This window comes from Oceanotoga sp., from assembly GCF_030445905.1.
GTDB lineage: Bacteria > Thermotogota > Thermotogae > Petrotogales > Petrotogaceae > Oceanotoga > Oceanotoga teriensis.
In genome coordinates, this window is record NZ_JASUSU010000002.1 from 16,291 (window position 1) to 30,459 (window position 14,169).

Consider the following 14,169-nt stretch of genomic DNA (forward strand, 5'->3'; position numbering starts at 1 on the left):
TATGTGGATTCGAGTATTTTTTTCTTTTTTAGCTACAGGGTCTTTTGCAGTTATCTTTAATACACCTAAAAAACATATACCTTTTGCGGCTTTAACTGGAGCTATAGGTTGGTTTTTTTATGAGGTCTTTAAAGAAGCTTATGGCTTTGAAAGTGGAATAATTTTTGCCTCTTTGAGTGTTGGTTTTACTTCTTATGTTATGTCAAAAATTTTTGATACTAACGTTCATCCATTTATTACAGCTGGAATAATACCACTTGTGCCGGGTGCAACTGCTTTTTTTACATTTCAATATTTTATACAGGGAAATCTTGAAGAAGCTTCAAGTTATGCATATCAAACTTTTGTTGCTGCTTTTGGTATAGTGATAGGAATTGCAGCTTCTTTTAATGTTGCAGATTTGATAAGTAATAAACTTAAATCTCAAAAATTTATTAATAAGAAAAAATAATATAATTTTTATATAGTATGAGGAGGATTCGTAGATGGATATAGGAAAAAGGTATACACCGCATGAATTAGAAAATAAATGGTATAAAATATGGCAGGATAAGAAAGCTTTTGAGCCAAATAATAAAGGAAAAGAGTCGTTTACTATAGTCATTCCTCCACCAAATATAACTGGCAAATTACATGTTGGACATGCTTTAAATATTACATTACAAGATATTTTGACGAGATATTATAGAATGAAAGGTTATGATACTTTATGGTTACCAGGTGAAGATCATGCTGGAATAGCTACTCAACATGTTGTTGAGAAACATTTGAGAGCCACTGAAGGAAAAAGAAGAGAAGAGTATGATAGGGAAGATTTTGTTGGCAGAGTATGGGATTGGGCCAATGAATACAGAGATCATATAAGAGAGCAAATAAAGGGCCTTGGAGCTTCAGTAGATTGGTCAAGAGAAAGGTTTACACTTGATGAAGGACTCAATGAAGCTGTGAACAAAGTTTTTGTACAACTTTACAATGAAGGCTTAATATACAGAGGGAAATATATAGTTAATTGGTGTCCAAGTTGCGGTACTGTTTTAGCAGATGATGAAGTTGAACATGAGGATGAAAATGGACATTTGTGGAATATTAAATATCCTATAAAAGATGAAGATGATTTTATAGTTATTGCAACAACAAGACCTGAAACAATGCTTGGAGATGTTGCAGTGGCAGTTCATCCTTCTGATGAAAGAAATAAAGATAAGATAGGTAAAAAAGTAATTTTGCCATTAATTGGAAGAGAAATAGAGATAATTGCTGATCCTTATGTAGATCCTGAATTTGGAACGGGATTTGTTAAAATAACACCTGCTCATGATCCAAATGATTATCAAATTGGTATAAGGCATGATCTTGAACAAATTCAAATAATGGATGAACATGCTAAAATAAATGAAAATGGTGGTATATATAAAGGACTTGATAGATATGAAGCCAGAAAAAAAATTGTACAAGATTTGGAAGAACAAGGATATCTTGTTGAAATTCAAGATCATAAACATGCAGTAGGGCATTGTTATAGATGTAATACAACTGTAGAGCCATTTTTGATGGATCAGTGGTTTGTTAAGGTTAAACCGCTTGCTGAAGAAGCTATAAAGGCTGTTGAAAACAATGATATAAACTTTTATCCAGAAAGATATAAAAAAGTTTATTTGAATTGGATGAATGAAATAAGGGATTGGTGTATTTCGAGACAACTTTGGTGGGGTCATAGAATACCTGTATGGTATTGTGATGATTGTGGTGAGATAAATGTTTCTGAGAAAGCTCCGGATAAATGTCAAAAATGTGGTTCAAAAAATCTTACTCAAGATAGTGATGTCTTAGACACCTGGTTTTCATCAGCTTTATGGCCATTTTCAACTCTTGGTTGGCCAAATAAAACAGAAGATGTTGAAAGGTTTTATCCAACGACAACATTAATAACGGCTTTTGATATTATATTTTTTTGGGTTGCGAGAATGATAATGATGGGAGAAAAGTTTATGGGTAATAAGCCTTTTTCCAATGTCTATATAACGCCTTTGGTTAGAGATAAAAAAGGAAGAAAAATGTCTAAATCTTTAGGTAATGGTATAGATCCTCTTGAAATAATAAAAGAATTTGGTGCAGACCCTTTGAGGTTTACACTTGCTATACTTGCAGCTCAAGGAAGAGATATAAAACTTGATAACAAATCTTTTGAGCCATATTCTAAATTTGCAAATAAAATATGGAATGCTACAAGATTTGCACTTTTAAATCTTAAAGATTTTGAAAAACTTGATAATATGGCATTTGAACAATTAAAGGTTGAAGATAAATGGATTCTCACAAGGATGAATAGAACAATAAAAATTGTAGATAAGGCTCTTGAAACTTTTAATTTTAATCATGGAGCAAAAGCTATATATGATTTTGTATGGAGTGAATTGTGTGATTGGTATATAGAATCTGTTAAACCAAGATTATTTTCAGAGGGTGAAGATAAAAAGATTGCTCAGAATGTTATTTTGCATGTTTTTGATAATGCATTGAGACTTTTACATCCATTTATGCCTTATGTATCAGAAGAATTATGGCAAGCATTACCAATTGAAAAAGAAGAACTCTTAATAACGAGTCATTGGCCAGAATATGATGAAGAAACAGTTTTTGAAAATGATGAAAATCTATATATAAAAATAATGGAAAGTGTTAGAGGTATTAGAAATGTAAAAGCGGAAATGAATATCCCTTCAAGTAAAAAGACTGATATGATGTATAAAGAGTTAAAAGATTCTTCATGGATAGATTTGAATAAAAATCTTATAAAAAATCTTGCAAATATAGATAATATTAATAAAGTTTCTATTAAACCAGATAAATCTGGAACTGCTTTTGTAGATGAAAATGTAGAGGTATATGTTCCACTTGGCGAATTGATCGATGTGGATGCCGAAAAAGAAAGATTAACTAAAAAAATAGACAAACTTGAGTTAGAAGTTCAAAAAATGAATAAAAAACTCTCAAATAAAAATTTTGTAGAAAAGGCAGATCCAGAAGTTGTTGAAGATGCAAAAAGAAGATTAGAAGAAGGTCAATATCAACTTGGTAAGGTTAAGAAACTTTACGAGGAGTTATAATATATGAATTTTAATGAACTTTTGGAGTTACTTTATGAAAAAAAAGCAGGTAATATAAAAATAAAACTTGGTTTAGAAAGAATGAAAGCTTTAATAGATAGAATGGATAATCCTCAATTTTCTTATAAGGTTATTCATGTAGCTGGAACAAATGGTAAAGGAAGTATTACTAAAGCTGTTTCTGATATGCTTATATCTCAAGGGTTTAAAGTTGGAACTTTTATATCTCCACATCTCATAAAGATAAATGAGAGGATAAGTGTTGATAATAAACTTATTGAAGATGATGAACTTTTAGAGTTATACAATCAAATGTCACCTATATTAGAAAGTTTAGAGCATTCTGATGAAGATATGTCACCATCATTCTTTGAGATAATTACTGCTATGGCTTTGAAGTATTTTAAAGATAAAGAGGTAGATGTGGCAGTTATAGAGGTTGGACTTGGTGGAAGATTAGATTCTACAAATGTTGTCAAATCTGATGTTTCTGTTATTTCTAATATTCAAAAAGATCATACTAAAATACTTGGAGATACCCTTGAAGAGATAGCTTTTGAAAAAGCTGGAATTATAAAAGAAGGGAATTATGTTGTAATAGGAGATATAAATGGTAGTCCAAAAGAAGTTATAAAGAAAAAAGCTGAAACTGTCAATGCAGAATATGTTTTTGAGATTAATAATAATTTTAAATATCAAAATCCAAGATATTCTATGGATTGGAATATGATAGATTATTATGGTTTAAAACTTGAACTTAAAGATCTTGTTTTTAAGGCAAATGGTGCATATCAGCCACACAATGTATCTGTGGCTTTAGCTACTATAGAATCTTTTTTTCTCAAAAACAATTATAAAATAGATCTTGAAAAACTTAGAGAAAGTTTAAAAGAATTTTCATGGAATGGTAGATTTGAATTAATCGAATATAATGGTAAAAAAATAATTCTTGAAGGAGCTCATAATATTGAAGGAATAAAAATGTTGAAAAAAACATTAAATTTATATACTCCTTTTGGGAATAAAGTTGCTCTTGTTGGAATACTTGATGATAAAGATATTGAAGATATGGTTAAAGAAATTCCGAGTTCTTTTGATAAAATAATTGTTACATCTATAGAAAATAATAGATCTATAAATCCACGAAGGATACAGCAAGAAATGCAAAAATATTCATCTTATCCTATAGATTATGTGGAAGATACATCGGAGGCTTTTAAAAAGCTTCTAAATGAAAGAGCAGATTATTATTTTGTTACCGGTTCTTTATATTTAGTTGGACAAATAAAAAGCTTTTTAAATTGTCAATAAAGGAAGGTTTTTATGATTAAAAAAATAAAAGGAAAAGTTTTGAATATTGAAGATGAATTTATAGATATAGAAATAGGGCCTCTTACAATTGAGGCCTTTCCTTCTTATAGAATAATGAAAGATTTAAAAGAGGGCGATGATTATAATTTTTATGCAAGTCTTGAAATTAATGAATGGAATACATCTTTTTATGTGTTTAAAGATGAAATAGAAATATCGGTTTATAAAGCGTTAAAAACAGTTTCAAAAATAGGACCAAAAACTGCTGCGAGAATAACTAAAACTAATGATGCAGAAAATGTTGCAATAATGATTTCTTCAGAAGATGTTAAAGGTCTATCTAAACTTCCTGGCATAGGGAAAAAAACAGCGGAAAGGCTTATTTCTGAATTAAAAAATAAATTTGATATCGGAAAACTTGAAAAAGCCGATAACAGTATTTCAGATTCTGTTGATGCTCTTGAAGCTCTTGGTTTTGATAGGGCGATTATTATTAAAAACATTAAAGCTTTAAATTTAGAAGATAAAAGTACTGAAGAAATAATAAAAATTTTATTGTCTAAAATGTGAGTTATGAATTAACAATTCGGTACTAATCAGTAACTTTATTTAAAGATATAAATGTTAACATGGAGGTGTACAATGAAAGTATTAATTTTAGCTGCTGGCATGGGTACAAGGATGAAATCTAAAAAGCCAAAAGTTATGCATGAAATAATGGGTAAACCTATGTTAAACTGGGTTATTGATACATCTAAAGAATTAACTAATGATATTGCGGTAGTTTTGGGGCATGGAATTGATAAAGTAAGAACTATTTTAAATGATGATGTTGAAATTTTTGAGCAGAAACAAACTTTGGGTACAGGCCATGCTGTTATGTCTGCTGAAGAATTTTTAACTGGAGAAGAATTATTGATCCTTTATGGAGATGTGCCTTTGATATCTTTAAAAACATTAAAAAATTTGATATCTAAGCATAGAAAAGAAAAAAATGATGCAACTTTATTGACAGTAGATCTTGAAAATCCTTATGGATATGGAAGAGTTGTGAGAAACAAAGATGAATTTGAAAAAATAGTTGAACACAGAGATGCCGATGAAAAACAATTAAAAATAAAAGAAATAAATAGTGGTATAGCTATTTATAATATAACAAGTCTAAGAAAAGCATTAAAGCAGATAAATTCTAATAATTCGCAGGGGGAATATTATCTAACTGATGCTTTTTTATATTTTAAAAAAGTGGGTATTTTTAAGACAGACAATAAATATGAAGTTTCGGGAGTTAATAATAGAGTTCAATTATCAGAACTTTCTTATATTGCAAGAAAAGAAATTTTAAATAATTTAATGCTAAATGGAGTTACTATCTTAGACCCAGAAAGTACATATATAGATAAAGAAGTCAAAATAGGTTTTGATACAGTCATAATGCCACAAACATATATTTTTGGAGATACAACAATAGGAGAAGATTGTTGTATAGGACCTATGACAAGGATTAATTGTTGTAAAATAGGAGATAATGTTAAAGTTTTGAGATCTGAATGTGAGAAGGCTGAAATTTTTAATAATGTATCTGTTGGTCCTTATAGTAGGATAAGAGAGAAATCTATTATAGAAGATAATGTAAAAATAGGAAATTTTGTAGAAACTAAAAAGACTAAAGTGAGTAAAAACTCGAAAGCCCAACATTTATCATATCTTGGTGATGCGTGTATAGGAGAAAATGTAAATATAGGTGCGGGAACAATAACCTGTAATTATGATGGAAAAAATAAATTCAAAACAAATATAGGTAAAAATTCATTTGTTGGAAGTAATACATCTTTAGTGGCACCTGTAAATGTTGGAGAGAATTCTATAATAGCTGCAGGATCAGTTATTACAGAAGATATTCCTGATTCTACTTTGGCATTTGGAAGGGCCAGACAAATAAATAAAGTGGGAAAGCTTGAAAAAGAAAGAGAGAAGGGAGAGTAAGAAATATGTCTTTAGTTGGGCGTTCTGAGATGAAAGTTTTTACTGGTAATTCTAACCTGGCTCTTGCTAATAAAATAGTTGAATACATGGGTACCAGATTAGGAGATTGTGAAGTTAAGAAGTTTGCAGATGGAGAAATAAATGTAAAGATAAATGAAACTGTTAGGGGTTATGAAGTTTATATAATTCAGTCTTTATCTAATCCTGTAAATGATAATCTTATGGAACTTCTTATAATGATTGATGCACTAAAGAGAGCATCAGCGGCTTCTATTTCTGTTATAATTCCTTATTATGGATATGCAAGGCAGGACAGAAAAGCAAGAGGTAGAGATCCGATAACGGCAAAATTAGTTGCAAATTTATTAACAACAGCTGGTGCTGATAGAGTTGCTACGATAGATCTTCATGCCGAACAAATTCAGGGTTTTTTTGATATACCTCTTGATAATTTATGGAGTTTCCCAGTTTTTGCAAATTATTTTTTGGATGAAGCAAAAATAAATCCAGAAGAGTATGTGGTTGTATCACCTGATGTTGGCGGAGTTAAAAGAGCAAGAAAATTTGCTGAAAAAATTTCTGCACCTCTTGCAATACTCGATAAAAGAAGACCTAAAGATAATGTTGCTGAAATAGTTAATGTTATAGGTAATGTAGAAGGTAAAAAATGTATTATTTTTGATGATTTAATAGATACAGGTGGATCTATAGTTGGTGCAGCTAATGCATTATATGAAAGTGGTGCAAAAAGTATAACCGCATGTGCAACTCATGGCGTTTTTTCAGATGATGCAAAAGAAAAAATGCAAAATTCACGTCTTGATAAAATTGTTGTTACAGATACAGTATATCATAATGAACTGCCAGAAAAGTTTAAAGTATTATCAGTTGCACCACTTTTTGGTGAAGCTGTTGTAAGGATAAGAAAAAATTTGTCAGTTAGTATTTTATTTAGATAAAACTTAGGAGGTAAAGACGATGGCGAGAAAATATAATCTTGAAGTAGTCGAAAGAGATTTAAAGAAAAAAGCAAATGTATTGAGAGCAGAAGGATTTGTACCTGCTGAAGTTTATGGTCCTGCTTTGAAGGAAAATAAACATATAGCTATTGCTGAAAAAGAAATGTCAAGAATGTTAGAAAAAATAACAGAAGCTTCATTAATTGATTTGGATTTTGGAAATGAAAAAATAACAGTATTTTTAAAAACAATTCAAAGACATAAAGTTTCAGATAAGCCTATTCATGCTGATTTTTATATTCCAGCTGAAGGACGTAAGATGACATTAAATATTCCATTTGAAGTTGAAGGAGATCCAATTGGTGTAACAAGAGATAATGGAGTTATGGAAGTTGTATTATTCGAAATACCTGTTGAAATTCTTCCAAAGGATGTTATTGAAGAAATAAGAATAGATGTTTCAAATTTAGAAATAAATCAACATATAACAGTTGCTGATATTGCTGAATTAATACCTGAAAATGCAAAAGTTCTTCTTGATGAAGATGAAGTTCTTGTAACAATCAATAAAAAAGTTGTTTCTGTTGAAGACGAAGAAACTGGTGAAGAATCAGCTGAACCAGAAGTAATCGAAGAAAAAACAGAGGAATAATGAAAAAAATAATCATTGGATTAGGTAATCCGGGTCCACGTTATGTTTTTACAAGACATAACGTGGGCTTTTTAACAGTTGACAGATTCGTGGAACTTAATAAAAGGTATATAGATTATAAAAAAATATCAGCAAAGACTTTTGAAGGATTTGAAACTAATGAATATGTAATTGTTAAACCAATTACATATATGAATTTATCTGGTCAATCACTTTTTGAACTCAAAAAAAAATATGGAGAAATAGAAGCACAAAATATTATTGTTGTATATGACGATGTAGAACTCGATTTAGGAAAAATGAGAATAAGGCCAAAAGGATCTGCTGGAGGTCATAATGGCGTTAAATCTATAATAGGGGCTTTAAATTCAGATGATTTTGCAAGAATAAGAATTGGTGTCAATAAAAAACCACCATATATGGATTTAGCAGATTATGTACTTTCTGAATTTTCTAAAAATGAATTAGAAAATATTTATAAAATAATAGATCCCGCTTGTGAAGCCCTGGAAGAGCTTTTAAATGAAGATGTTCAAAATGTTATGAATAAATTTAATGGTAAAAATTTTTTGGACGCTTGATATTTTATTGTTGAATTTATGTTATAATTATTACATATAAGATTAACAATTAAGCGGGAGTTAAAATTATGAGATTTAAAAATATTTTTAATAAAACAGCAAGAAATATGACATTACAGAATATCTTTCTTGTTGTTACTATAATATTGTTATGGTTTATATTGATATTTTTTACTGGTAGCAAGGTTAGAAATATTTCTAAAAATAATATTAATTCATTTGATTATGTTATTGATGTTTATAAAAGTAATTTTGATTATTTATTTAAAAATGATATTGGACAACTTCCAGATATTTTTAATGATATTTATATTTTAAATGATGGAGAAGAAAATAAAAATTTTGTTTTTAATAGAAGTATTTTTGAAACTCTGAATAAAGAAGATTCTTTATTTTTACATGAAGATAAATTATTTTTGTATTTCAATTATACTGATAAAACAGTTGTAGCAGAATTGAACAAGGATAATCTTATTTTTGAAAATAGTCATTTTTTTTACATTTTGAATGAAAATAATGATATTATTATTGGAAATAATATGGATCATGAAGTTAAAATTGGGAGAAATAACTTAAATTTTCAGAAATTTAAATTTTATTTTAATGAAATAAAAAAAATAAATAATTTGTTTTTTGTAACATCTATAGATATTTCTTTAGAGTCATATATAATTATTTTTTATACAATATTATCTTTTGGATTATTATTTTGGAATATAAGAACTAAATATAGATCTTTGAAACTTCTTGGGGATTTTGAGACAGAGTTTTCTCAAATAATAAGTAGTATAGAACTTCTTTTAAAAGAATTAAGAACTTTTGATAATCAAAGTATTTCAATAATACCTGAAGTGAAATTCGATGGTATTCTTGATAATATTAAGAATAAAGAATTTAAATTCGAAGGATTGAAAGAATTAAAAGAAGTAGAGGAAATAACCTTAAAAGAATTTATAGAATTACTTGAAAATTTAAGTGCATCTTATGAAGAGATAACATCTTCAAATGATGAACTTGAAAGTCTTTATAGAGAACTTGAAAAGACATATAATAAACTTGAAGATACGTATATTAATTTTTCTAAAAAATTGTCTAAAATAGCTGAAAAATATGATGATATAACTGGTAAACATATTGAAAGAGTTGCAGAATACTCTGTTTTTATAAGTCAACAATTGAATATGAATACTTCTTTTACCGATAAAATTCATTATTTTGCCCCTTTACATGATATAGGGAAACTCATGATAGATAAAAAAATTTTGAATAAAGAAGGAAGATTGACAAAAGAAGAGTTTGAAGAAATGAAGAAACATACTCTTTATGCAGCTGAAATTCTTGGTGATGATGAAGAGTTTGAATTTGCAAAAAATATAGCTTTGTACCATCATGAAAAGTATAATGGCAAAGGTTATCCTTTTAATAAATCTGGAGAAGAAATACCTTTAGAAGCAAGAATTATATCTTTGGCAGATGTTTATGATTCTTTAAGATCTCCAAGAAGTTATAAACCTTCTTTTTCGCATGAAAAAGCTTATGATATAATTGTAAATGGAGATTGGAAAACATCGCCAGATGATTTTGATCCTAAAATAATGAAAATTTTTAAAGAAAATCATGAAAAATTTAATGAAATATATGAATCATATAAAGAAGACATTTAATGTCTTCTTTTTTAATTCTATTTTTAAAAGTATCTTGAGTATGATAGAATAATTATATAAGATGATTATTTTAAATAAGGCAATAGGTGATATTATGGATGATTATAAAAGAGATAAAGTAATGGTTTTTAATGATACAGGAGAAGAGATAAGGGTCGCTTTGTTAGAAAATAATATACTTTCTGAGATCTTCTTTGAAGATATAGAAGCGGATAAAAATTCTGGGAAAATATTTATAGGAAGAATAGAAAATGAAGTTACAGGCCTTGAAGCTTTTTTTGTAAATATAGGCATGAAAAAAAATGGTTTTTTAAGATTTAAAGATCTTGTAGGATTACCCAATGAATACAAACGTGGTGACAATGTTATAGTACAAGTTAGAAAGGATGGTAATTCAAGAAAAGGTCCTCAACTTTCCATGCAAATAAATATACCAGGTAATTACACTGTTTATATGCCTTATGGTGAGGGAAGTATTGGTATATCGAGAAAAATAACAGAACAAAGTGAGAGGGATAGAATAAGAGAGATAGCTGAAGATATAATGTATGAAACTGAAGGTTTGATTTTTAGAACTAATTGTCAAGGAATTGATAGGGAAACCATAAACGAAGAGGTACTTAAGTTAAGAAGAATAATGCATAAGATTTTATTAGATTATAAAGATTCAAATAAACCGGGACTTCTTTATTCTGAAGAAGATTTTGTTGATTATGTTCTCAGAGAAAGATTAGATTCAGCTGTTTCAAGAATAGTTATGGATTCTAAAGAATTATATATTAAAATAAGGAGAAAAATAGATAAAATAGATTTTTCTCCAGTATTGGAATTAAAAACAAAAGATTCATTTAATTATTATGATATATATTTACAAATAAATGATATATTTGCCAGAAAAATAGATTTAAAAAGTGGTGGAACCATAACAATAGATAAAACTGAAGCTATGACTGTTATAGACATAGATTCAGCGGGAAATATAAAAGGTGAAAATATCGAAGAAACTTCTTTTTCTACAAATATGGAAGCAGCTCGAGAAATAATGAGACAATTGAGGTTAAGAAATATAGCAGGTATCATAATAGTTGATTTTATAGATATGTACAATGAAAAACATAAACAAGCTATAATAGAATTAATATCCTATGAATTAAGAAAAGATAAGGCTAGAGTTACTATAGTTGGATTTACAGAACTTGGACTACTTGAGTTGACAAGGAAAAGAACAAGTCCTTCAATAGATTCTTTAATATATACTCCTTGTCCAGTTTGTCATGGTACAGGAAGAGTTTCAGCACCATCTGTAGTTTATAATAGGATGATTCAAGAAGTTGAAGATTCTTTAAAAGAACTATCAGAACATGATATAAAACAAGTTTTAGTCAGTATTCATCATAATTTGTCTGGATATGTCACTCCAGAAATAAAAGCAAAACTTGAAGAAAAGACTGGTACAAAGATTAAATTTGAATTTAATTGGACAGATCCAAATACATACAATATAAGATATAAAAAATAGGTGATAAGATGAAATTTATTAAAGGTATTATTATTATTATTTTAGTTTTTATAGCAATTATGCTATTTATAAGTGTTTTTAATGTTTTTAATTCTAAGAATTATAGATCTCATGAAAATATAACCTCTAAAACGGCTTATGAAAGACAAAATTTTGTCGACTATATACAAAACCCAGATATAATAAAAAATGTTTCTAATAGTTATTATTTTAAAACAATTCAGGACAAAGGAATTGTTTTTAATAAAGTAAAAAATATAAACAATGAGAAATATGCTGTATTGGGGTATGGAGATAATAATAATTTGTTATATGAATTTGATATTGAAGGAAATATTCAAAAAAAGTTTTTAATAGAAAGTGGATATGTTAGATTTTATGATTTTGCTTATAAAAATGGAAGTTATATATTTGTAGGTGAAAAAGGTCAAAAACCTTATATTTTGAGTATAGATTCAAATGGAGGAAAGACTTGGTCTAATATATTTCAAAAAGATGGTAGATTTTATGTAGTGAATTCCACACTTGATGGATTTATCGTTGGAGGATATTCTAAAAAAGATGATAATAGACAAGCTTATATTGCAGAGTTGAATTCTATAGGTAATAAAATTTGGGATTCGGAATATGGTAGAGAAGATGCCGAAGAAATAAAAGATATATATGTAAATCCTAATTATATTGTTGCTGTTGGAGTTACAAATTCTAATCCTAAAAAACAAAATGATATATTGATATTAAAATATAGCCGAGAAGGTGTTTTAAAGTTCGATGGTGAATATGGGAACTCTATTTATGATGAATTTACCACATCTGCTATTATAGACGAGAATAACAAATTATATGTATCTGGATACATAGTTCCAGAAAATCAAAGTACATGGAAACCATTTTTGTTAAAAACTGTTTCTGATATAGAAAGAGATGGTCAGGTAAAACCAGAATTTTTTGAGACGAAAGCCGTTCAAAATTTATCAAGAATATTAGAGATGAAGAAAATAGGAGAAAGAATTTATACGGCTGGATTTTCAGTTGAAAAATGGCCAGACTATGATGGATTTATAAAAATAATGAATTTAAATGGAAATCTTATAGAACAAAAAATATTTGGCACAGAAAATGAAGATAGAATATATTCTTTTGATATTGCAGAAGATCATTCTATAATAGCTGTTGGATATCAAAGTGCTGGAAACACTGTTTATCCGCTGATTTTAAAGACTGACTCTAATTATAGATTGCCTGGATATGAGAAATGAAACGAAAAAGAAAAAATAATTAAGGTACTCGTTACAACTTGTAACTTGACAGATTTTAATTCTTAGGTTATAATAAATATCGGTTAGCGAATGAAACGAGCGAAACAAAAGAAACAAGCTTCAAGTAATGAAGTTAACCACTATGCAGTGACCCGCTAGCTCAGATGGTAGAGCATTTGACTTTTAATCAAAGGGCCCTGGGTTCGAGTCCCAGGCGGGTCACCATTTTTTTATATCTAAAGGGCGAGAGTGGCGGAATTGGCAGACGCGCTGGACTTAGAATCCAGTGGAGTGATCCGTGTGGGTTCAAGTCCCACCTTTCGCACCAAAGCATGCGGAAATAGCTCAGCGGTAGAGCACTTGCTTGCCAAGCAAGGGGTCGCGGGTTCAAATCCCGTTTTCCGCTCCAAAATAAACGAAAGCATAATTGCTTTCGTTTTTTTATTTTATTTTTTATTTCACATAATTTCACATAATTAGAACATTTTTCTGCCAATCTTTTTTTTTATAATATAAATGAAAATAAAAGGAGGCGGATTTTATGAAGAAGATTTTATTAGTTGGTGCTGTTATTGGATTAATAAGTTTATTTGCATTTGCAGGTTATATGGGATATAAAGGCGATTCAAGGAATTATGGTGATTTTGATAAAACATTTAGTTATGGAAGTAGATCATGTCATGATTATTATGATAATTCATATGGCAGAAATATGATGAATGATGATAGAAGGTATGATATGAGAAATAATATGGGATATAGAAGTGATGATAGAAATTTTAATAATTATTCGCATATGAAGAATAACTCTTATAGTGATTTACTCGTAGAGAAATATTTACCAGAAAGATTAGATGAATACAAAGATTTAAAAGAACAAAAGATTTCATTGATGGAAGAGATGAGAGGTTTAAGATTTAGAGATTATAATGATAATTATAGAGGATATCAACATATGGAAGATTTAAATATTGCTTTAGATAATGATGATGATGAACAAATAAAAAATATTTTGAATGAAATGATTAATGAACAAAAAGAAAGAATAAAAGATATGCAAGATTTTTTAAATGAGAATAAATAATATATAATAGAAGTAAATTAATCAATGCTCAGAATTTAAAATTCTGA

12 protein-coding genes and 3 tRNA genes are annotated in these 14,169 nt (G+C 28.6%); all 15 read left to right on the forward strand.

Features of this window, described 5'->3' with window-relative positions:
* The first annotated feature begins 1 nt into the window (after position 1).
* Positions 2 to 451 (forward strand): threonine/serine exporter family protein, encoded by a 450-nt coding sequence (locus PWP28_RS00700; RefSeq protein ID WP_109604220.1) that lies wholly within the window; start codon positions 2 to 4, stop codon positions 449 to 451.
* A gap of 34 nt (positions 452 to 485) precedes the next feature.
* Positions 486 to 3,107, forward strand: a complete 2,622-nt coding sequence (locus PWP28_RS00705; protein ID WP_308644052.1) for a valine--tRNA ligase — start codon at positions 486 to 488, stop codon at positions 3,105 to 3,107.
* 3 nt (positions 3,108 to 3,110) lie between these two features.
* Positions 3,111 to 4,418 carry a folylpolyglutamate synthase/dihydrofolate synthase family protein gene (locus tag PWP28_RS00710; RefSeq protein WP_109604222.1) on the forward strand — a complete coding sequence of 436 codons (1,308 nt, stop codon included), beginning with the start codon at positions 3,111 to 3,113 and terminating at the stop codon, positions 4,416 to 4,418.
* Between the two features lie 12 nt (positions 4,419 to 4,430).
* Entirely contained in the window at positions 4,431 to 4,988 is a 558-nt protein-coding gene (gene ruvA / locus PWP28_RS00715) for a Holliday junction branch migration protein RuvA (RefSeq protein WP_109604223.1), read from the forward strand.
* 72 nt (positions 4,989 to 5,060) lie between these two features.
* Positions 5,061 to 6,404 (forward strand): bifunctional UDP-N-acetylglucosamine diphosphorylase/glucosamine-1-phosphate N-acetyltransferase GlmU, encoded by a 1,344-nt coding sequence (gene glmU, locus PWP28_RS00720; protein WP_109604224.1) that lies wholly within the window; start codon positions 5,061 to 5,063, stop codon positions 6,402 to 6,404.
* Positions 6,405 to 6,409: 5 nt separating this feature from the next.
* Entirely contained in the window at positions 6,410 to 7,363 is a 954-nt protein-coding gene (locus PWP28_RS00725) for a ribose-phosphate pyrophosphokinase (protein WP_109604225.1), read from the forward strand.
* A gap of 19 nt (positions 7,364 to 7,382) precedes the next feature.
* On the forward strand, positions 7,383 to 8,015 hold the full coding sequence (locus tag PWP28_RS00730) for a 50S ribosomal protein L25 (protein WP_109604226.1): 633 nt from the start codon (positions 7,383 to 7,385) through the stop codon (positions 8,013 to 8,015).
* Positions 8,015 to 8,596 (forward strand): aminoacyl-tRNA hydrolase, encoded by a 582-nt coding sequence (pth, locus tag PWP28_RS00735; protein WP_109604227.1) that lies wholly within the window; start codon positions 8,015 to 8,017, stop codon positions 8,594 to 8,596. Before PWP28_RS00730 ends, pth begins: the two co-directional genes overlap by 1 nt.
* Positions 8,597 to 8,664: 68 nt before the next feature.
* Positions 8,665 to 10,260, forward strand: coding sequence for an HD-GYP domain-containing protein (locus PWP28_RS00740; protein ID WP_308644053.1), 1,596 nt, complete (start codon positions 8,665 to 8,667; stop codon positions 10,258 to 10,260).
* A 94-nt stretch (positions 10,261 to 10,354) separates the two neighbouring features.
* Positions 10,355 to 11,779 (forward strand): Rne/Rng family ribonuclease, encoded by a 1,425-nt coding sequence (locus PWP28_RS00745; protein ID WP_305081812.1) that lies wholly within the window; start codon positions 10,355 to 10,357, stop codon positions 11,777 to 11,779.
* A gap of 8 nt (positions 11,780 to 11,787) precedes the next feature.
* On the forward strand, positions 11,788 to 13,038 hold the full coding sequence (locus tag PWP28_RS00750) for a hypothetical protein (RefSeq protein ID WP_109604229.1): 1,251 nt from the start codon (positions 11,788 to 11,790) through the stop codon (positions 13,036 to 13,038).
* Positions 13,039 to 13,187: 149 nt separating this feature from the next.
* A tRNA-Lys gene (locus tag PWP28_RS00755) sits at positions 13,188 to 13,263 on the forward strand.
* Between the two features lie 18 nt (positions 13,264 to 13,281).
* Positions 13,282 to 13,366: transfer RNA gene (locus tag PWP28_RS00760), tRNA-Leu, on the forward strand.
* A 6-nt stretch (positions 13,367 to 13,372) separates the two neighbouring features.
* Positions 13,373 to 13,447, forward strand: a tRNA-Gly gene (locus tag PWP28_RS00765).
* 132 nt (positions 13,448 to 13,579) lie between these two features.
* The gene (locus tag PWP28_RS00770; RefSeq protein ID WP_308644054.1) at positions 13,580 to 14,122 is read left to right on the forward strand and encodes a hypothetical protein; all 543 of its coding nucleotides are present in this window, start codon (positions 13,580 to 13,582) and stop codon (positions 14,120 to 14,122) included.
* The last annotated feature ends 47 nt before the right edge of the window (positions 14,123 to 14,169 follow it).

Excerpts from the sequence above, each read along its gene's own strand:
- PWP28_RS00725 (WP_109604225.1), top strand. The coding sequence starts at position 6,410 with ATGTCTTTAGTTGGGCGTTCTGAGATGAAAGTTTTTACTGGTAATTCT.
- glmU (WP_109604224.1), top strand. The coding sequence starts at position 5,061 with ATGAAAGTATTAATTTTAGCTGCTGGCATGGGTACAAGGATGAAATCT.
- PWP28_RS00750 (WP_109604229.1), top strand. The coding sequence starts at position 11,788 with ATGAAATTTATTAAAGGTATTATTATTATTATTTTAGTTTTTATAGCA.
- PWP28_RS00740 (WP_308644053.1), top strand. The coding sequence starts at position 8,665 with ATGAGATTTAAAAATATTTTTAATAAAACAGCAAGAAATATGACATTA.
- PWP28_RS00745 (WP_305081812.1), top strand. The coding sequence starts at position 10,355 with ATGGATGATTATAAAAGAGATAAAGTAATGGTTTTTAATGATACAGGA.
- pth (WP_109604227.1), top strand. The coding sequence starts at position 8,015 with ATGAAAAAAATAATCATTGGATTAGGTAATCCGGGTCCACGTTATGTT.
- PWP28_RS00710 (WP_109604222.1), top strand. The coding sequence starts at position 3,111 with ATGAATTTTAATGAACTTTTGGAGTTACTTTATGAAAAAAAAGCAGGT.
- ruvA (WP_109604223.1), top strand. The coding sequence starts at position 4,431 with ATGATTAAAAAAATAAAAGGAAAAGTTTTGAATATTGAAGATGAATTT.
- PWP28_RS00705 (WP_308644052.1), top strand. The coding sequence starts at position 486 with ATGGATATAGGAAAAAGGTATACACCGCATGAATTAGAAAATAAATGG.
- PWP28_RS00770 (WP_308644054.1), top strand. The coding sequence starts at position 13,580 with ATGAAGAAGATTTTATTAGTTGGTGCTGTTATTGGATTAATAAGTTTA.
- PWP28_RS00730 (WP_109604226.1), top strand. The coding sequence starts at position 7,383 with ATGGCGAGAAAATATAATCTTGAAGTAGTCGAAAGAGATTTAAAGAAA.
- PWP28_RS00700 (WP_109604220.1), top strand. The coding sequence starts at position 2 with ATGTGGATTCGAGTATTTTTTTCTTTTTTAGCTACAGGGTCTTTTGCA.